The sequence below is a fragment of the Xanthomonas cannabis pv. cannabis genome (genome assembly GCF_000802365.1).
In the GTDB taxonomy this organism is placed as follows: Bacteria; Pseudomonadota; Gammaproteobacteria; order Xanthomonadales; family Xanthomonadaceae; genus Xanthomonas; species Xanthomonas cannabis.
Genome location: NZ_JSZE01000094.1, coordinates 39,561 through 58,734 on the forward strand (window position 1 = coordinate 39,561; position 19,174 = coordinate 58,734).

General features: G+C 66.2%; 12 protein-coding genes. 6 read left to right on the plus strand and 6 right to left on the minus strand.

All coding sequences use genetic code 11. The annotated features are described in order from the left end of the window. Window positions 1-188 precede the first annotated feature (188 nt). Window positions 189-1,961, minus strand: a complete 1,773-nt coding sequence (locus tag OZ10_RS15260; protein WP_039410730.1) for an expansin EXLX1 family cellulose-binding protein — start codon at window positions 1,959-1,961, stop codon at window positions 189-191. Between the two features lie 544 nt (window positions 1,962-2,505). On the opposite strand from OZ10_RS15260, the gene cycA reads away from it, so the two are divergent. Together cycA and OZ10_RS15270 are read left to right on the plus strand one after the other, a co-directional pair. Beyond that, window positions 2,506-3,882 carry a D-serine/D-alanine/glycine transporter gene (gene cycA / locus OZ10_RS15265; protein WP_039565724.1) on the plus strand — a complete coding sequence of 459 codons (1,377 nt, stop codon included), beginning with the start codon at window positions 2,506-2,508 and terminating at the stop codon, window positions 3,880-3,882. Between the two features lie 187 nt (window positions 3,883-4,069). Then, window positions 4,070-4,981, plus strand: a complete 912-nt coding sequence (locus OZ10_RS15270) for a CorA family divalent cation transporter (protein ID WP_039410725.1) — start codon at window positions 4,070-4,072, stop codon at window positions 4,979-4,981. A 200-nt stretch (window positions 4,982-5,181) separates the two neighbouring features. On the opposite strand, the gene OZ10_RS15275 is transcribed toward OZ10_RS15270, so the two are convergent. After that, a complete protein-coding gene (locus tag OZ10_RS15275) occupies window positions 5,182-5,877 on the minus strand; it encodes an AIM24 family protein (protein ID WP_039410723.1) in 696 nt (231 codons plus the stop codon). Between the two features lie 481 nt (window positions 5,878-6,358). Between OZ10_RS15275 and OZ10_RS15280 the strand changes: the two genes are divergently transcribed. Further along, window positions 6,359-7,363 (plus strand): arabinan endo-1,5-alpha-L-arabinosidase, encoded by a 1,005-nt coding sequence (locus OZ10_RS15280; RefSeq protein ID WP_236726825.1) that lies wholly within the window; start codon window positions 6,359-6,361, stop codon window positions 7,361-7,363. Window positions 7,364-7,509: 146 nt separating this feature from the next. Here the strand turns inward: OZ10_RS15280 and treA are convergent, their stop codons facing one another. Continuing rightward, window positions 7,510-9,183: an alpha,alpha-trehalase TreA gene (gene treA, locus OZ10_RS15285; RefSeq protein ID WP_039410721.1), complete on the minus strand. Its 1,674-nt coding sequence runs from the start codon at window positions 9,181-9,183 to the stop codon at window positions 7,510-7,512. A 415-nt stretch (window positions 9,184-9,598) separates the two neighbouring features. Further along, a complete protein-coding gene (locus OZ10_RS15290) occupies window positions 9,599-10,363 on the minus strand; it encodes a DUF72 domain-containing protein (RefSeq protein WP_039410717.1) in 765 nt (254 codons plus the stop codon). A gap of 105 nt (window positions 10,364-10,468) precedes the next feature. On the opposite strand from OZ10_RS15290, the gene OZ10_RS15295 reads away from it, so the two are divergent. Next, window positions 10,469-11,221: a DNA-formamidopyrimidine glycosylase family protein gene (locus OZ10_RS15295; protein WP_039565725.1), complete on the plus strand. Its 753-nt coding sequence runs from the start codon at window positions 10,469-10,471 to the stop codon at window positions 11,219-11,221. Window positions 11,222-11,530: 309 nt separating this feature from the next. Beyond that, window positions 11,531-12,550, plus strand: a complete 1,020-nt coding sequence (locus OZ10_RS15300) for a hypothetical protein (RefSeq protein WP_039565726.1) — start codon at window positions 11,531-11,533, stop codon at window positions 12,548-12,550. Between the two features lie 791 nt (window positions 12,551-13,341). On the opposite strand, the gene OZ10_RS15305 is transcribed toward OZ10_RS15300, so the two are convergent. Together OZ10_RS15305 and OZ10_RS15310 are read right to left on the minus strand one after the other, a co-directional pair. Further along, on the minus strand, window positions 13,342-14,289 hold the full coding sequence (locus tag OZ10_RS15305) for a GAF domain-containing protein (protein ID WP_039565727.1): 948 nt from the start codon (window positions 14,287-14,289) through the stop codon (window positions 13,342-13,344). Window positions 14,290-14,601: 312 nt separating this feature from the next. Then, window positions 14,602-17,481 (minus strand): M16 family metallopeptidase, encoded by a 2,880-nt coding sequence (locus tag OZ10_RS15310; protein WP_039565728.1) that lies wholly within the window; start codon window positions 17,479-17,481, stop codon window positions 14,602-14,604. Between the two features lie 58 nt (window positions 17,482-17,539). Between OZ10_RS15310 and OZ10_RS15315 the strand changes: the two genes are divergently transcribed. Next, window positions 17,540-19,174: PAS domain S-box protein (locus OZ10_RS15315; RefSeq protein ID WP_236726985.1), on the plus strand; the 1,635-nt coding region annotated here is incomplete at its 3' end.

Here is a 19,174-nt window from a genome sequence, read left to right on the forward strand (position 1 = left end):
GCTAGATGCGCCGAGGCTGGATTGCGCTAGCTAACGCTGGCGTGCACTCACTGCATCAGTGGCTTGCACTCTCTGCGTCGCGCCCGCCTGCATCACGCGGCCATGCAGAAGTTGCTTGACCGTGTAGATCACCGCTGTGCCGTGGTTTCTGCACGAACAACGAGACACATCGATCGGTACGCAAGTTGCTACGGAAACTGCACCTGGCCCGGCTGGAAATACGCCGGATGGCTGCCGTCTTCATAGAGCGCGGGAATGGTATCGAGGATGGCCTTGCCGCGGATGTCGGTGATGCGGATGGAGAGGGGTTGATTGCCGAGCTGTTCGCCGAGGAAATGGTTGTAGTCCATCTTCTGCAGGCTCTTCCATGTGCTGCCTTGTTTGACCTCGAACTTGACCACCGGATAGGCGTGGTTGCGCACCTGGATCGCGGCCCACCAGCGTGAGCTGCCTTCCTTGATGCGGTACTGCACGTTGCCGCTCACCGGTGCGCGCACCACCTTCCAGCTGATCGGGATGCGCCCGTCCACCATGTTGCCGATCGCAGCGAACGCGTTGTGCGACAGATCCAGCCCGCCGGAGGCGCCTTCCGGATAGAGATCGGTCACATAGACGGTGGTCTTGCCCTTGGGGCCGGTCACTTCCAGGTAGGCGCCGGCCAGCGCAGCCTTGACGCCACCGAAGTTCAGCTGCGTCGGGTTGAGCGCGGTGATGAAGGCGGTGCTCGGGATCGGGTCCAGCAGCAGCGCGCCGCCGGAGTAGCCGGAGCCGGTGTACGTGGCCGTGCCGGTGAAGGTGCCGTTCCAGGCGGTTGCCTTGCTTGCCTCCTTCGTGCCCGCCGCCTTTGCCGAGGCAGCCGACCCCGCTCCAGGGCCGATGCCCCACGCCTGATGCAGCACCTGCAGTTTGTCCGCACGCGGGCTGCCGTCCGGCCCGAGCAGGCCACCGTTGTTGGCATTGCCCACCTCCCAGCGACCGAGAAATGCGCTGCGCATGCCACTGCCCGAGAGATAGCTGCTCAGGGCGGTCTGCCATGCCGCATCGCGCGGATCGCCATCGCCCAGGCCGCCGCCGATGCTGACCGGGATCACCGCGTGGTCCACTGCAAACGTGCCGAAATCGCGTTGCCAGGTGGCGGGCAGCAGTTGCGCAAAGTTGGGTGCTGCAAACGCCTCGGCCGCATCACGATCGGGCCCGGCCAGCTTCGGCATCAGTACCAGCTGCCGCGCCGGAATACGCAAGGGCACGCAGGCCAGCGGTTGCAGATTGCTGCCTGCGGCCTTGCGTGCGGTGTCGCTGCACACGGTGTTGCTGCCGACGCCTTCCACACCCACCACCCAGCGCGGCGCCTGCGCAAGCACCGCTGTGGCGGCGCGCGAGGCTACGCGGTTCCAGTCCGACGCTGCGGCGCTTCCCGCCCAGGTCGCGTTGCGATAACCGCTGCTGCCAAGATCCACGCCCATCACGCCGGTGTGGTTGCCGTAGCGGCGTGCGAGGGTGACCAGATCGCGTGTCCACGCCTGTGGATGGCTGCCCAGTTGCGGCGCCTCCTCGTCGCAGCCGCCATCGGCCAAGGCAAACAGCACCTGCATCCCGCGTTCGCTGCTGGCACGCACCACTGCATCGAGCAGTTGCAGGGAATTGAGCGCGTGCAATGCCCGGTCGCCGGCGACTGCCGCAGCGGGCACCGGCCTGCCGTGCAGCGCCGCGGCGCAAACGGGCAGGCGCACGGCGTTGATGTCCGACGCCTGCATCTGGTCCAGCAGCTGCGCCAGTGTGCGGCTGTGCAAGCCGTTCGCCACCAGCGTGTTGCGATCGAATCCCGGCCAGGTCACGCCGCGGAGCTGCAACACCCGCCCCTGCACATCGACAAGCTGCCCGCGCGAGTCGACCTGCATGGCCAGCGGTGTGACCGGGGCGAGCAGCGCGAGGGCGAGCAGTAAGTGGACGCGTGAGTGCATGTAAGTCTCCTGGGTGGTGGCTGCGCAGGAAACCAGCTAGTGCCCGCGCGGTCCGTGCGCCCAGTCAAGGAAGCGGGCGCGAGTGCGCCTGCCACACGAAGCGGACCGCCGCACTGGAATGGGGATCGCTGTTTGTGCGAGATGCCGCACCGTCATCGTCGTGACGGGCACAGTGGGCGCCGCCTGGAGTGATGCCGCAGTGTGTCGGTCGCCGCGCAGGCCATCACGGGGATCTGTCGACGGGACCGACACGGCGATGCGCTGGTCGCGATCGCTTCGACGTGTGAGTCGCCGAGGTGGATGCCGGCCTTGGCACACAGCCACCTGACAGCGCTGGACGTGGAGCGGTGTCGATCGGCTGAGCCGCTGCATGCAGTCCATGCCGGCATGCGAGCGGGTCGCGCTGCGCACCATCATGGGGCGTGACGCCAGGCGTGGGTGGGGCCGGTTCGTTTTCGATGCAGGCAACTCCAGTCAAACCGCTGGTGCCAGCCGGCGCGATCTCGTATTTTTGACGGCTTGTTCACTTGCCGGTGCCGTGCCCATGTCCGATCCGTCCGTGCCCGATCATCTGCAACGCAGCCTGTCCAATCGCCACCTGCAGTTGATTGCGATCGGTGGGGCGATCGGCACCGGGCTGTTCATGGGCTCGGGCAAGACGATCAGTCTGGCCGGACCGTCGATCCTGTTCGTCTATCTCATCATCGGCGCGATGCTGTTCTTCGTGATGCGCGCGATGGGTGAGTTGCTGTTGTCCAACCTGGAGTACAAGTCGTTCATCGACTTCTCCACCGATCTGCTCGGGCCATGGGCCGGGTTCTTCTGCGGGTGGACCTACTGGTTCTGCTGGATCATCACCGCCATCGCCGATGTCATCGCGATCGCTGCGTATGCGCAGTTCTGGTTTCCCGGATTGGCGCCATGGATACCGGCCATCGCCTGCGTGCTGTTGCTGCTTGCATTGAATCTGGTGACGGTGAAGCTGTTCGGCGAGATGGAATTCTGGTTTGCGCTGATCAAGATCATCGCCATCGCCGCATTGATCATCACCGGCGCCGGCCTGGTGGCCTGGGGCTTCCGCTCGCCGTCGGGCAACGTGGCCTCGCTGTCGAATCTGTGGAACGATGGCGGCATGTTCCCGATGGGGATTGGTGGTTTCTTTGCCGGGTTCCAGATCGCGGTATTCGCCTTTGTCGGCATCGAGCTGGTCGGCACCACCGCTGCAGAAACCGCCGACCCGCGGCGCAATCTGCCCAAGGCGATCAACTCGATTCCGGTGCGGATCCTGATCTTCTATGTGCTTGCCCTGGTCGCGATCATGGCGGTGACGCCGTGGCGGCAGGTGGTGGCCGACAAGAGCCCGTTCGTGGAGCTGTTCGTGCTGGCCGGTGTGCCGGCCGCGGCCAGCCTGATCAACTTCGTGGTGCTGACCTCGGCCACCTCGTCGGCCAATAGCGGCATCTTCTCCACCAGCCGCATGCTCTACGGCCTGGCCGAAGAACAGCATGCACCGAAGGGCTTCGCCAAGCTCTCGCGCGCTGCGGTGCCGGCACGTGGGCTGTTGTTTTCCTGCGTCTGCCTGCTGCTGGGCGCGATGCTGGTGTACCTGATCCCGAACCTGGTCACTGCATTTACGCTGGTCACCACGTTGTCGGCAGTGCTCTTCATGTTCGTGTGGTCGCTGATCCTGTGCGCCTACATTGCCTATCGCCGCAAGCGGCCGGAGCAGCACGCCGCCTCGCAGTTCAAGATGCCGGGCGGTGTGTTGATGTGTTACGTGTGCCTGGCGTTCTTCGCCTTCGTCATCGTGCTGCTGACCTTGCAGACCGATACGCGCCAGGCGCTGCTGGCCAGCCCGGTGTGGTTCCTGATCCTGGCGATCGGGTATGCGGTGAAGGGGCAGCAGGCGCGCAGCGGCTGAGCGCTCGCACGGGCCGAACACATCCACCGAAGACATCCTCAAGGCCCCGCACTGCGGGGCCTTGGCGCGTGTGGCTGCAGGGCGCCGAGATAAAGGCCACTGGCAGCTAAGCGCGTTGTGCGCGTGACGTTGACGCGGATCGGATGGAACGGGATGCTCGCCGCCATCCATTGCCACGGCCCACCGCATGATCACCACGCACCCGATCGCCACAACGCAGCAGACACAAGGGTGCTGGGTCGACCTGTGCCAGGCCAGCGCGCAGGAACTGGCGCAGGCCGCAGACACGGTGGGGTTTGCGCTGCCGGATCGCGCAGCCATCGGCGAGATCGAATTCTCCAGCCGGGTGCGGCGCCAGGGCGAGGTGCTGTTTCTCAACGTGCCGCGCTTTCAGGACGACGACGGCCCGACCGCGCCGCTGGGCTTTGCGCTGTCGCCGACCATGCTAGTGACCCTGCGCGAGCAGCACATGGGTTCGCTGGATGCAGTGGCGGCGCAGCTGCAACATGACCCCTGCCATAGCGCCGACGATCTGCTGCTGCGCATCTTCGACCAGCTAGTGGGGCGGCTGGCAGACCGGCTGGAATCGCTGGAAGCCGAGGTTACCGACACCACCCGCCAGGTGTTCGACAACCCGCACAAGACCAAGGACCTGGAGCGCATGCTGCATCAGGTCGGTGGCATGGGGCGGCGTCTGGGCGGGCTGCACAATGCCGGGCAGGGACTGCTGCGCCTGGTCACCTATCTGGACGGCACCGCGCCGGACTGGTTCGGCAACGATGCGGCCAAACGCATCGGCTTGCTGCACAAGGACCTGACCACCTTGAGCGAGTTCCAGCAGCACATGGACGACCGCATCGAGTTCCTGCTCGACAGCGTGCTGGGCATGATCAACATGGACCAGAACAACGTGATGAAGGTGATGGCGGTGGCGTCGGTGGTCGGCATTCCGCCGACGGTGCTGGTCGGCATCTGGGGCATGAACTTCGCCTACATGCCCGAGCTCAAATGGCACGATGCCTACTACTGGGCGCTGGGTGTGATCGCGCTGAGCGTGGTGATTCCGCTGGCGTGGTTCCGCAAGCGCGGGTGGGTGTAACGCATCAGAGCCATAAACCCGTAGGAGCGCACCCGGGCGCGACGTGGCGTTACCGGTAAGTCCCTCGCGCCCGGGTGCGCTCCTACAGGGGGCTGGGGTGCGCACCTGTCACTGCGCACCGTGTCGTGGCTGGAAAACTGCCTAGCTGCCTAGCGTGCGACCAGCGATGCGCCTTGCTGATTGCTACGGGGCGGGCTGGATCAGCCCTTTGCCTGAAAACTGGCTTCTTCGTACGGCTGCACCACCACCCAGCCTTCGCCGGCGAAGCGCATCTGCAGGCTTTCGCCCGAGCCGCGGCCGAACAGCGTGCCGATCGACACGTCGGTGACCAGCTCCGGGGTCAGCGTGCCCGACCACGCCACGGTGGCATTGGGGTCGGTGAACACCGGGCCGCTGGCGGCGGTGACCGGCAGGGTCAGCGGCTCGTAGTGCGAGGTGATCGCCACGATGCCGTGGCCGCTCAGGCGCACGTTGAACAGCCCGCCCGACAACATGCCGGCCACTTTGCGCATCATGGTGATCTTGTGCTCGACGCCCGACTCGAACGCCAGCACATCGTTGCCGTTGACGAAGATCGCCTCACCATTCAAGCGCAGCAGCGTCACCAGCTTGCCGACATCGGCCAGATACACCCGGCCCTGGCCTTCGGCCTTCATCAGCTGCATGCCTTCGCCGCTGACGGCCTTCTTCAGCAGGTTGCCCAGGCCCTGTTCCAGCAGCCCCTCGCGGGTGAACTTGACGGTGCCGGTGCGCGCCACCATGGCGCCGGCCTTGGACCACACCATGCCGTTGAGGCGCACTTCCAGCAGGTGCGGGTTTTCCAGTTCGAACGGATCGGGGCTGACGTCCTTTTCCTTGGAATGGGCGAGAAATTCGTTGAGCGTGCGTACGGCCATGGGTCCGTCCTGGAGTGAAAGAGTGCGCATGATACGCGGCAGACAGGTGTCTTCGAAGCGCCGTGGGCCAGCTGCCGGTTCCATGAGTGTGGCGCGCTGCGGTGCCGGCGCATCTGTTGGTGGCCGTGGCTGGATTGTCGTGCTCAAGCTCAGGTTCTGCCAGGCGACTGGTCTGAAGTTGCATGTCGTGCTGGAGTAATGCCACGGTTGCTGCGGGACCACTACGTTCGCGATGTCCTCGGTGCCGTGCAACGGACACCGATCATGACAATGCATCACCGATGCAGCAGCCGGGCATGTGCGATCCATGCGCGATGACATTGCGGTTGCGTTAGACAGCCCGCGACGAAGGCGCGTCGCAAAAACACGGCGCCAAACCGCCTGTGCTTTGCTTCTGAGATCAGCGTCGGATTCATGGCAGTGCTGCCGGGCTAGATTGCTCCGACAGAAAACATCTTGATGGTGTTCAAGGAGCAAGGCGATGCGCGCTAATGGTGGCAGTCGAGTGAAAGAGGGCTGGTCCGGCATGTCGCTGCGTGGTGGCGCGATCGCAGCGCTATTAGCCATGGCCGCTGCTGCGATTGGCTCGCACAGCGCACCCGCGCAAGCGGCCGTGGGGCCGGGCGTGGTGAGCGGCGACACCATCGTGCACGATCCGTCGATGCTCAAGCTGAGCGATGGGCGTTACTACATCTATGCCACTACCGGCGTGGTCACCAGTACCGACCGGACCAAGTTCAGCAATGCGGGCGCGATCTTCAGCAGCATGCCGAGCTGGGTACGCAGCTACAACCCCGACAACCAGCTGTGGGCGCCGGATGTGTCCTTCCATGGCGGCAAGTATCTGATGTATTACACCGCCTCCAAATTCGCCACCAACACCTCGGCGATTGCACTTGCCAGCAGCAGCACCGGCAAGCCCGGCTCGTGGAAGGACCAAGGCATCGTCTACACCTCCAAAAGTAGCGACGACTACAACGCCATCGACGGCAATCTGGTGGTGGACGGCAATGGCAAGTGGTGGTTGGCGTTCGGCTCGTTCTGGTCCGGGATCAAGCTGATCCAGCTCGATCCCAGCACGGGCAAGCAGTCGTCCAGCAACACGGCACGCTACAGCCTGGCGAGCCGGCCGTACCCGGGCGCGGTGGAGGCGCCTTTCATCCAGCAGGCCAATGGCTGGTACTACTTGTTCGTGTCGTTCGATGCGTGCTGCAAGGGCGCCAGCAGCACCTACAAGATTGCGGTGGGGCGTGCGCGTTCGGTGACCGGGCCGTATCTGGATCGCGCCGGTGTGGACATGCGCAACGGCGGCGGCACGGTGATCCAGTCCGGCTTGGGCAGCATGCATGGGCCGGGCGGGCAATCGGTGTTTCGCGATGGCGACGGCGACATCCTGGTCTACCACTACTACGACGACCGCGGCGACGCGCGCCTGGGCATCAACCGGCTGGGATACGACAGCAGTGCATGGCCGGTGGTGCAGTAGCAGTAGTCAATCGAACGCGCTGCTGCGCCCTGCAATGGCGCAGCGATCAGGCAATGCATGGTGTAGCGATCCGCCGGTGTTGCCGATTGCCAGAACCCCGATGCCGCCAGCGCTGACGGGCAGTACCCGGCAGCGCTGGTGCACACTTAGCGCGTGGCCGCTTCGGGCTTGCGCACGCGTTTGACAGGCGCCGGCTTGGTCGCGGTGTCCGGATACAGATTCAACAGCATCAAGGTGACGCCGTTGGTCCAGCCGAAGCCATCCTGCAGGGCGTATTCGCCACCGCCGCCGCCGGCTGCGTTGGCTTCCAGGCCGTATTTTTCGACCAGTTTGTGTTCGCGTGCGAACAGCGCCTGTACCTGGGCGAGGAAGCGTTCGCCGATGGTGCGGGCCAGCGCGTCTTCGCCATAGCGGCGCAGGCCGTCCACGGCCACCCATTGCAGCGGGGCCCAGCCATTGGGTTCGTCCCATTGCTGGCCGGTCTTCACTGCGGTGGTGGCCAGGCCGCCCGGGCGTAGCAGCGTTTTGCGCACGGTGCCGGCAGTGCGCTTGGCGTGATCGTCCGAGGCCAGGCCGGCGAACAGCGGATACAGCGCCGCGGCGGTGACCTGGTCGCTCAGCGTGCGCGCCTGCCAGTCGTAGTCGGCGTAATAGCCGGCCTTGTTCCACAGATGCGCGTCGATGGCCTGCTTGCGCTGCTGCGCGAGTGCGGCGTAGTCGCGCGTGCAGTCTGCGCCCGGTTGCGCACAGGCCTGGGCCAGGGTGCGTTCCAGGTGGTAGAGCAGACTGTTGAGGTCGATCGGGATGATGGCGGTGGTGCGGATGGTGCGCAGGTTCTGGCCATCGGCCAGCCAGCGGCTGGTGTAGTCCCAGCCACTTTCCGCACCGGCGCGCAGGTCGCGGTAGACCTCGGCAGCGGGTCGGTCGGTCACTTCGGCGGCGGTGCGGGTGTCGTGCAGCCAGGCTTCCGGGCGCGGGGTGTCGCGCTCGTCCCAGTAGCGGTTGAGCATGCTGCCGTCGGCCAGGCGCACCACATGGCGCGCGGCCTCGCCCGGCTTCAGGCCATCGCTGCCCTGCATCCAGTACGCGTACTCCTTCTGCAGCTGCGGCAGGTAGCGTTGATACACCGCCTCGCCTTCCACGCCGGCCTGCAGCTCCACCATGTAGGAGAAGAACGGCGGCTGCGAGCGGCTCAGGTAGTAGGTGCGGTTGCCGTTGGGAATATGCCCGTAGGTGTCGATCAGGTAGGCAAAGTTGTCCAGCATCTGACGGCTGAGCGTGGTCTCGCCACTCTTCACCAGGCCCAGCATGGTGAAGTAGGAATCCCAGTAGTACACCTCGCGGAAGCGCCCGCCCGGCACCACGTACGGGTGCGGCAGCGCCAGCAGGCTGCTGTGCGGCGGGACATGGGTCTGGCTGCGCACCAGCTTGGGCCACAGCAGGTCGATGTGCTCGCGCAGCGCGGTGTCCTGGCGGATCGCGTCGGTCTGCACCGGCGGCGACTCTTCGAAATTGGCATCCACGAACTTGCGCAGGTCGAAACCGGGGTGGTCGTGCTGCGCCAGATAATCGGCGTTGATCAGTGCCGGGTCGCGCAGCGGCAGGAAGTCGACGAAATGCTTCTGGTCGTCGAACAGTTCGCCGCTCTGCACGGCCTGAAACAGTTCCGGGTAGGCCAGGTCGGGCGTGGGCGGCGTGGAGGCCGGCGCATTGACGACCGGAGTGTCCAGTGGAGCGGCGGTCAGCGTGCACGGCGCGACGAACATGCTCAGCGACAGGCCAAGCAGCGACGTGCAACACGGGGGCGCGGCAGAACTCATGGCATCTCCAGAACGGGCAGTGACGTGGGGCATGGTAAACGACCGAAGTGGCGGGCGGGACCGCGTGGGTTGCCGGAGTGCCGGCAGACTTCGCGCGGTGACAACAGGGTTCAGCAAGGTGATCCGGCGTGCCGCCGCAACGTGCGCCGATCCTGGCGTATCGGCGCGGATCGAGGTAGCTTGAGCGTAGCGCCGGTGCGCAGGATCGCCGGTGTCGTTGCAAGAAGTGCGCCAGGGTGCGGAATGCAAGGGTGTCGCGGACAGCGCGAGTGCCTGCGGCGTGTTGTCCGGGCAGCAGCGGATGCAGGCAAGCGGGACGTGGCCCGTACACCCGTGGCCGCCATGGCTGGAGGTTTGTGCAGGTGCAGGCAGTGGCCGCGCTACACCCCGGCAGGCCCGACACCGCCGATGCGCATCACGCCGCGCGGTCGATGCCCAGCAGTGCCTGCAGGCGTAGCGCATTGGGCACCGCCAGGCCGGCGGCGGTGTTGTCGAAGATGATCCAGCAGTCGGTCTGTGGCTGGCCGGCCGCACGCACCGATTCGGCCAGTGCCTGCAGCGCCCCCTCGTCGTAGGCGCTGTAATAGATGCGCGGGCTGCCATGCCACCGCCAGTATTGCGGCCCGGCGCTTGCGCTGGGTGTTGCCGCTGCAGCCACCGGGGCCGGGTCGGCCGCGCAGCGTGCGATGCGGTGGCGCGCCAGTAGCGCCTGTGCCTGCGGCAGGAACCAACTGGCGTGGCGCGGCTCGCACACCACCGCACCGTCCCAGCGCCGCCGCAGCACCGCAAAAAACCTCGCTGCCACGCGCGCGTCGAACGCCGCGCTGGGTGGCAGCTGCAACAGCAGACAACCCAGGCGCGTGCCCAACGCGCCGGCCTGTGCAAGAAATGCGTCCAGCAATGGCCCGGCAGCGTGCAGGCGTGCATCGTGACTGATGCTGCGCGGCAGCTTGACCGAAAAACGGAAATCCTCCGGCACGCTGTCGGCCCAGCGTGCGTAGGTACTGGCGCGGTGTGGGCGATAGAACGAGGAGTTGATTTCCACCGCATCAAAGCGCGTGGCGTAGCGCTGCAGCACGCTGGCACCCTCACCAAACGCGGCACGGTCGGCAGCAGGAATCGACCAGCCCGCGCAGCCACAGCGCACACGAGCATCGGCAGTGGGGAGACGAGCAGGCATGGCGGACGAGGCAAGGGGCGGCAGCACTCTATGCAGGGGCATCCGTCAGCAACGCGTGTGCGCAGCGATCACGGCCGACTCACGAGCGGCTTCGATACTGGGCGTATGCCAGAAGGTCCCTCACTCGTCATCCTGCGCGAAGAATCGGCTCACTTTGTCGGCCGGAAAATCCTTCACGTTTCCGGAAACAGCAAGCAGGACATCGCACGCCTGGAACATCAGAAAGTGCTGGCGCTACGCACCTGGGGCAAGCACTTTCTGATCGAATGCGCGCAGTTCAGCGTGCGTATCCATTTTCTGTTGTTCGGCAGCTACCGCATCAACGAAGAAAAACCCAATGCGGTGCCGCGCTTGTGCCTGGAATTCTCCAAGGGCGAGCGCCTGAACTTCTATGCCTGCTCGGTGCAATTCATCGACCGCCCGCTCGATGAGGTCTACGACTGGACCGCCGATGTGATGAATCCGCTGTGGGACCCTGCGCAGGCGCGTCGCAAGCTGCGCGCCGCGCCCGGCATGCTGGCGGCCGATGCCTTGCTGGATCAGACGGTATTTGCCGGCGTGGGCAACATCATCAAGAACGAGGTGCTGCACCGCATCCGCGTGCATCCGGAGAGCGAAGTGGGCGCACTGCCGGCGCGCAAGCTCGGCGAGCTGGTGACCCAGGCACGCGACTACAGTTTTGATTTCTACACCTGGAAAAAAGCCTTCGTGCTGAAAAAGCATTACCAGGTGCATACCAAGGCCAGCTGCCCGCGCGACGGTGCGCCGCTGCAGTACCGCAAGCACCTGGGCAAGGCCGGGCGACGTGCGTTTTTCTGCGAGGTGTGCCAGCGGCTGTATCGGGCCGACCAGACGTAGCAAGCGCGCGGGAAGCGTTGCGATCGGCGCTGGGTCCGGACGCCCGTTCTGCGTTCGATCGGGTGCGTACGGTAGAGCCAGGCAGTGTTCTTCGACCACCGAGTGCGCAGCGCTGGCCAATCCTGCCGCGCAGGGCGCCAGGGCGCAGGACGGGTCAGACCGTAGGCGCCCAATGTGAATGGCGGCTGGGGACGCCTGGCCGGACAACGAATTCCAAACGCGCGCAAACGCTGTGCCCGCTAGATTTGCCCGCTATGCACCAGGGTCAGCGGTGCCGTTCCCGTCTTTCACTCACCGGTCTCCCGCATTGTGACTACCCGCAGGAAGGAAGCGCTTGTCCCGCATGTTGCCGCCGCCGCATGCACGGGCGCCATCCTGTTTTTCCTGGCCTGCCTGTTGCTGTACATGCCGGCGCCGCGCCAGACCCTGCAACACGGCGACAGGTTGCAGGTGTATTTCGTGCCACGGCCGCAAGAGGCGCCCCCCACACCGCAGGAACCGCCGCAGGAACCCGAGCGCAAACCGCGCGCTGCGGCAGTGTCGGCTACGCGCACGGCGCCGCCACCCACGCGCACCCCGCCGCCACCCACGCGCACCCCGCCACCGCAGCGGCAGGTGGCCGCCGCCGATGCGCCCGCCAGCGACGCCATGGCGGCTCAGCTGTATACCCGCGAAGGGCGTCTGCGCATTGCGCAGGTGGACCCGATGGCACAGACCGGCGGCGCGGCGCCGCCGGGCATGACCGACGAGCGCGCGCAGGCCAAGGCGCGCAACGTGATGGAGCGGGTCAACCCGGTGCAGTACCAGGACACCCGCTTTGCCAAGGACTGGAAGAGTGATGGCACGCTGGGCGATGTGGCGATGCAGGAAATGAATCGCGGCATGAAGAAGTTCAACGACATGCTCAACGGGCCGCAGACGCAGGTGGCCAAGGCCCGTCCGCCGCCGGAGGTGCGCTTCAATCCGGCGCTGGCCGGCAAGCAGGCCGAGATGGGCAGCGAGGCGACCGGCGATGCGTACAAGGCCGCGCCGATCGCGCATGAGACACCGCCGGATCTCAAGGGCGAAGCCAGCCGCCGCATCCGCGAAGCGCTGGCCGCGCTGGAGCAGCGCAGCGCGCGTTGCGATGCGTCCAAGCGCAAATCCCTGTTGTCGCCGGTGCGCACGCATCTGGGCGATCTGGAGCGTGCCGAGCACGCCTTGAACAACGGCGCCGACCCGGTGATGGCCGCACAAATGCTGCCGCGCCAGGCCGACAGCGCCTACGATCTGGCCCGCCGCGCGCTGTGGTACGCGGACCGCCAGTTGAAGCAGTGTGCGATCGGGTGAGTGGTGCAGTGAATGCGTTTGGGTGCAGCTGACCAGCAGTGGCGGGCAAACCCTCTCTAAGGCTGTACCGATGGCGGCAACGTATCGATCACACTCGCAGCGTTGACGTGTGACGGTGATTGAGTCGATTCCGCAGTGCCCTCACCGCTTGCGGGACCCGCACTGACTCCGTCCATGGAGGCTCCTTGGCGGCATCCATGCCGCCATTGGTTGCCTTGTTTAAAACCATGCACACCAACCATCTCTGATGGTCCTTGCCCGCCCACCGTCGCGGGACCTTACGCGGCATGGATGCCGCGTAAGAGCCTACATGGACGTACTTGCGGCGTGTCCTACGATGGTGGGCGGGCAAGGGCCCTGCAGCAAACTCACAGCATCGAGGACACCGCATCGGAGAGTTTGCTGACTGTTTTTATTGAGAGCTATGCACACTGATCATCTCGACTGGTCCTTGCCTGCCCACCGTCGCGGGACCTTACGCGGCATGGATGCCGCGTAAGAGCCTACATGGACGTACTTGCGGCGTGTCCTGCGATGGTGGGCGGGCAAGGGCCCTGCAGCCAAACCTGGCGTTGGCAACCGATTGATTGAAGAAGTAAGGCAGTCTTCGTCAGGTATCGGGAATAGAACCCCTCCCGCCGGGGCGAGAAGGCGCGGCTTTCGCGGCAAGGGCGCGTGTGCCTTGGAGCGCCCCCGACGCAAGCGCGGTTGGAGGCGCGCAGCGGGAGTTGTGAGGGCACATCTATGAAACGGCGGATCAGCCGTCAGCCGGACTGTCGCCCCGCGCTACATCAGGCGCTGGGCCCGTCCTGCGCCAGACTCTGCCGATAGCGGTCTTTCTCGACACTCAGCGCGACTTCCGCGCGCAGGAACACCTGCCCGATCGGCTCGTCGCCACGGGTTGCCTGCGCCTGGCCGATCAGCACCGTCAGCCCGTGCGCATGCTGCTGCTGGGCGATGTCGCGCAGGCGCTGCAGCTTCTGTTCGGCATTGGGATCGCGCAGTACCGCGATGAATTCGGCGCTGTCGGTCACGCGGTCCACACTGTCGCCGTTGGCTTGCGCCTGCGCGGCCAGGGCCTGGTCGAGCTGTTGCAAGGCGCGACCCAGGAGCCGCTCGCTCTGTTTTTCAGCCAGCGCGGCCAGTTCCTGCACTTCCAGGATCACCAGGTAATAGCCGGTGTCGGCGGCGGCCGGGGCGGCAACCGGTGCAACCGGCTGCAGGATCGCCTCGCGCTCGAGCTGCAACTCGCGCTTGCGCTCGTCCAGCAGGCGCATGGTGACGCGTGCCAATGCCTGCAGCCCGGTGCGTTGAATGTCGGTGAGCGTGCGCGGCTCGGTGTCGAGCACGCAGACGGTGCCCAATGCCACGCCGTCGGAGGTAACCAGCGGCATGCCGGCATAGAAGCGCGCGCCGGTCTCGCCGGTGACGACCGAGACATCGGCAAAGCGGCTGTCCTGGGTGAGGTCGCGCACTTCCATCAATTGCTCGGGGCTGCGGATGGCGTGATCGCACACGGCTTGGCTGCGGTCGGTCTGCTGCATGCCCAGGCCGAGCTGGGCCTTGAACCATTGGCGGTCGCGATCGACCAGCGACATCAGTGCGATCGGCGTGTTGCACAGCGAGGCCGCCACCTGCACCACGTCCTGGTAGGTGTCCTCGGGCAGGCTGTCGACGATGCGATAGCCGTCCAGGACCTGTTGGCGGGAGGCTTCGTCAGCCAGGGGCATTTGCTTCATCGAATAAGCCAGGCAAGCGCGAGCGAGAAAGATGTAACGATACCGGCACCGCCGATAACGCGGCGTGGATTTGCCATGCGCCCGAGCACGGCCTGCAGGGCGGATTCAGATCCGCATCCCCGCCGCGCTGCGCAGGCTAGGGGACATGCAACCGGCGGACTGAAGCGCCGGCGCAAGATTTCAAACCCGAGTGCGATGCCTGCGCATTGCACGCAGGAACCGGGAACTCATACGCACACGCACCATTGCGTACCGCGCATGTGGAAACGGCGCGGCTCGAAAGCCGCGCCGTCGGTGTGCGACTGACCAGCCTCAGCGCTTGACCGGCTTGCCGTCCACGTCCAGCACCTGCACCTCACCGAGCTTGAGCGCACGCACCGGGGCTTCGATCTTCTTCAGGTCGCCCACGATCACCCAGGTCATCGCGTTGGGCGCGATGATTTCCTTGATGGCTTTTTGCGCGGCCGGCTGGTCGATCGCTTCCAGGCGCGGCTTGAGCGTCTGCACGTAGTCATCGGGGCGATCGAACTGCACGATGCCTTCGATCGCGCCCAGCACCGCGCCGGTGGTTTCGAAGCTGCCGGGCAGGGCGCGGATGCGCTGATTCTTGATCTTCTCGATCTCGTCGTTGGACAGCGGCTTGTCGCCGATGATGGCGGTGGCTTCCTTGAAGATCTCGTTGGCCGATTCGGCGGTCTTGTCGGTCTGCACCGGTGCCGAGAACAGGTAGGGCCGCTGGCCCTGCGCATCCACCATCTGGGTGCGCGCACCGTAGGCCCAGCGCTTGTTCTCGCGCAGGTTCATGTTCAGGCGCGAGGTAAAGGTGCCGCCGAAGGCGCCGTTGGCAACACCGATCGCCAGGTTGTCCGGTGCCCTGGTGGACGGGGCCAGCAAGCCGGCCAGGATCACCGACTGCGGTGCGTCCGGGCGGTTGATCAGGTACACGCGCGGCTTGGGCTGTGCGGCGACGTTGGCCAGGTTTTTCTTCGGCAACGCCGTCGCCGGGGCCTTCCAGTCGCCGAACGCGGCATCGAGCTGGGGGATGATCTGCGCCAGCGTGGTGTCGCCGGCCACCAGGATGCGCAGGTTGTCCGGACGCAGCCACTGGCTGTGGAACCGCTGCAGGTCCTGCGCGTTGAGGCTCTTGATCGCCGCCTCGGTGCCGCTACCGGTGAGCGGGATGCCGTACGGATGCTGGTTGCCGAACAGCAGCGGCGGCAGCGCGCGCAGGCCCAGGCTGTTGGGCTGGGTCTTTTCCTGGGCGATGCCGGCCAGCCACTGGCCGCGCACGCGCTCGATGTCGGCGGCCTTGAACGCGGGATTGCGCACGATGTCGGAAAACAGCTGCAGCGAGGGCTGCAACTGGTCGTTGAGCGCATCCAGCGAGGCGCTGCAGCTGTCCAGATCGCAGCCCACCGACGTGATGGCGCCCAGCCGCTGGCGGCGCTGCGCCACTTCCACCGAATCCAGCGCAGCGGTGCTCTCGTTCATCAGCGCGGCGCTGAAGCTGGCGGTGCCGAGCTTATTGCCCTGGTCTGCGGCGTAGCCGGCGTCGAACAGCAGCTCCACCTGGGTCACCGGAATGGTGTGGCGCTCGGCCAGGATCACCTCGATGCCGTTCTTCAACTTGCCGCGCTGCAACTGCGGGAAGCTCAGGTCCGGGAATTGATCGGTCTGCGGCACGCCCTTGCTGCGATCGAGCGTGCTGGCGACGGTCTTGTACTTGCCCGCAGCCGGCAGCTTCGGCGCCGGCTTGCCGGCTTCTTCGCCGCGTGCAACCACCGCCTTGTCCTCGGCGGCTGGGTCGAAGTCCTTGCCGGCCGGCAGCACGGTGAGCAGGTAGTCGCCCTTGCCAAACCAGGTGGCAGCGGCCTGCTTGACGCTGTCCACGGTGGCGGCCTGGCCGCGTTGCAGGTCTTTCTTGTAGGCGCCCGGGTCGCCGCGGTAGACCTGGCCTTCAGCCAGGATCACCGCCTTGCCACTGAAGCCGCCGACCTTTTCCAGCCCGCGCACGAAGCCGGCGCGGTAGGCCACCTGCGCGCGCTGCAATTCGTCGGTGGTCGGGCCCTGTGCGATGAACTTCTTGAGTTCCTCGTCGATGATCGCCTCGACCTTGGCCGGGTCCACACCGTCCTTGACGTCGGCCTGGATCTGCACCTGGCTGGACAGCGCGAACGGCTGCACCGAGGCGGAGACGTCGTCCACCAGGTTGTCCTGGTAGACCAGGCGCTGGTACAGCCGCGAGGTCTTGCCGCCGCCGAGCACGGTGGTGGCCAGGTCCAGCTGGATCACATCGTCGGTGCCCAGCTGCGGCGCGGCCCAGGTGCGGTAGATGCGCGGCTGCGAGACATGGTCGTGCTGCACGCCGCGCTTCTGCGCGGGCAGCGGGGTCACCCAGGGCTGCTGACGCGCCACCGGCTTGCCGGACGGGATATCGCCAAAATACTGCGCGGCCTTGGCGCGCGCCTGCGCCACGGTGATGTCGCCGGCCAGCACCAGGGTGGTGTTGGCAGCGCCGTAGTTGTCGTTGAACCACTGCTTGACGTCGCCCAGCGACGCTGCGTCCAGATCCTCCATCGAGCCGATGGTGTCGTGCTGGTAGGGATGGTTGGCCGGGAACAGGTTGGACAGGATGTTCTGGTCCACGCGGCCGTAGGGGCGGTTTTCGCCCTGGCGCTTTTCGTTCTGCACCACGCCGCGCTGGGTATCGAGTTCTTCCTGGCCGATCGCCCCGAGCAGGTGGCCCATGCGGTCCGATTCCAGCCACAGCGCGGTGTCCAGCGCGGTGGTCGGCACGGTTTCGAAATAGTTGGTGCGGTCGAACCAGGTGGTGCCGTTCATGTCGGTGGTGCCGACCTTTTCCAGCGGCGCAAAGAAGCTGCCCTTGTTGTTTTCCGAGCCAGAGAACATCAGGTGCTCGAACAGGTGCGCAAAGCCGGTCTTGCCGGCCGGCTCGTCGCCGGAGCCGATGTGGTACCAGATGCTCACCGCCACCACCGGCGCCTTGTGGTCTTCATGCACCACCACGGTCAGGCCGTTGGGCAGGGTGAAGCGGGTGTAGGCGATGTCGGGAATGGCGCTGCTGGCCGCGCTCCTGGACAGGCTGGCCGGGGCGGCAGCGACGGCGGGGGCAACGGTACCGGTGACGACACCGAGCACACCGGCGATCAACAGGGACAGCGGACGCAGCATGTGACACTCCAGAACAGGGCAATCGGCCGAGGGTAGTGGCTGCTCGGCGGCGCCGCAAATGCAGGGCTGTGGACCACGCGTTTGGCTGCCGGTTAAGCGGGCGCCGCCGCACGTGCTCAAGTTGACCATCGCTTCGCCGTTACTTCGGGCGACCTACCCTCGCCAGACGCTATCCGCCAAGCACGCCATGACCGTCCTGTTGCCGCCCGTGCCGATTCCCGCCGACGACGCCCTGCGCGTGGACGCGGTGCGTCGGCTGGGCGTGCTGGATACCGAGGCCGAGGCCGAATTCGACGACATCGCCTGGCTGGCGGCGCATGTCACCGGCGCGCCGATGGCGCTGGTGTCGCTGCTGGATGCCGACCGCCAGTGGTTCAAGGCGCGCTGCGGCACCGACCTGGAAGGCACCCCGCGCAGTGTGTCGTTCTGTTCGCACACGGTGATGGGCACCGAACTGATGGAGGTGCCGGACGCCGAGGCCGACCCGCGCTTTGCGCAGAACCCGTTGGTGACGGCGGCCCCTGGCGTGCGCTCATACGTGGGCGTCCCGTTGATCGGCCGCGAGGGCTACGCCTACGGCACCTTGTGCACCCTCAGTACCAAATCGCGCGTGCTCGATGAGCAGCAGAAGCAGGCCTTGATCCGGCTGGCGCGCCAGGCCGCCAAGCAGCTGGAGGCGCGCCGCGACCGGCTGGCCGCGCAGGCGCAGCGGCAGACCCTGAGCATGTTGCTGGAAGCCATGCCTGACGGCGTGGTGGCCTGCGGCACCGACGGGTTGCTGCGCGAGTTCAACCATGCCGCGCGGCAATGGCATGGCACCGACCCGCGGGTGCTGCCGCCGGCGCAATGGGCGCAGCATTTCGACCTGTATACCGCCGACGGCAATGGCTTGCTGCCTACCGAGGCCATTCCGCTGGTGCGCGCCTGGCGCGGCGAACACGTGCGCAACGCCGAGCTGGTGATCCGTGCCAACGGGCAGGCGGCGCGCACCGTGCTGTGCAACGCGGACCCGGTGGTCGGCGACCAGGGCACCGCGCTGGGCGCGGTGTGCGTGATGCACGACATCACCGAGCTCAGGGATGCGTCGGCAGCCCTGTCTGCCGAGCGCGCGCGGCTGCAGGCGCTGGTGGATGCCTCGCAGGACGTGGCGATCATCGCCTTCGATCCGCGTGGCCGGATCGAGTTGTTCAACCCCGGTGCCGAGCAACTGCTGGGCTACACCGCCGAAGAGGTGCTGGGTCGCTGCCCGGCGCAGTTCCACCTGCAGGCCGAGCTGGACCGCCACATGGCCACGCTGGCGTTGTCGCCTGCGTCGTACGTGAAGCTGGCCGCGGCCGCTGCCGGCGATGTGCTGGCAGAGGAAATCTGGACGTTGGTGCGCAAGGACGGCGAATTGCGCCGCGTGCGGCTGTGTTTCAACGTCATCCACGACGCACAGCAGGGGCTGGCCGGATACCTGGCCATGGCCATCGACGTCACGGCCGAGCTGCAGGCACAGGCGGCCGCACAGCTGGCCGCCGAGCGTTTCACCGGTGCCTTCGAAACCGCGCCGCAGGGCATGGCGATCGTCTCGCTGGAGGGCGCGTGGCGCGACGTCAATCCTTCCCTGTGCAGCATTCTTGGCTATTCGCGCGAGCAGCTGTTGCGCACCACCTTCCAGCAGATCACCCATCCGGACGACCTGCAGCTGGAT

What these genes read in the sequence shown, in the direction of transcription:
- OZ10_RS15260 (WP_039410730.1), bottom strand. Translation starts at nt 1,961, where the DNA reads ATGCACTCACGCGTCCACTTACTGCTCGCCCTCGCGCTGCTCGCCCCG.
- cycA (WP_039565724.1), top strand. Translation starts at nt 2,506, where the DNA reads ATGTCCGATCCGTCCGTGCCCGATCATCTGCAACGCAGCCTGTCCAAT.
- OZ10_RS15270 (WP_039410725.1), top strand. Translation starts at nt 4,070, where the DNA reads ATGATCACCACGCACCCGATCGCCACAACGCAGCAGACACAAGGGTGC.
- OZ10_RS15275 (WP_039410723.1), bottom strand. Translation starts at nt 5,877, where the DNA reads ATGGCCGTACGCACGCTCAACGAATTTCTCGCCCATTCCAAGGAAAAG.
- OZ10_RS15280 (WP_236726825.1), top strand. Translation starts at nt 6,359, where the DNA reads ATGCGCGCTAATGGTGGCAGTCGAGTGAAAGAGGGCTGGTCCGGCATG.
- treA (WP_039410721.1), bottom strand. Translation starts at nt 9,183, where the DNA reads ATGAGTTCTGCCGCGCCCCCGTGTTGCACGTCGCTGCTTGGCCTGTCG.
- OZ10_RS15290 (WP_039410717.1), bottom strand. Translation starts at nt 10,363, where the DNA reads ATGCCTGCTCGTCTCCCCACTGCCGATGCTCGTGTGCGCTGTGGCTGC.
- OZ10_RS15295 (WP_039565725.1), top strand. Translation starts at nt 10,469, where the DNA reads ATGCCAGAAGGTCCCTCACTCGTCATCCTGCGCGAAGAATCGGCTCAC.
- OZ10_RS15305 (WP_039565727.1), bottom strand. Translation starts at nt 14,289, where the DNA reads ATGAAGCAAATGCCCCTGGCTGACGAAGCCTCCCGCCAACAGGTCCTG.
- OZ10_RS15310 (WP_039565728.1), bottom strand. Translation starts at nt 17,481, where the DNA reads ATGCTGCGTCCGCTGTCCCTGTTGATCGCCGGTGTGCTCGGTGTCGTC.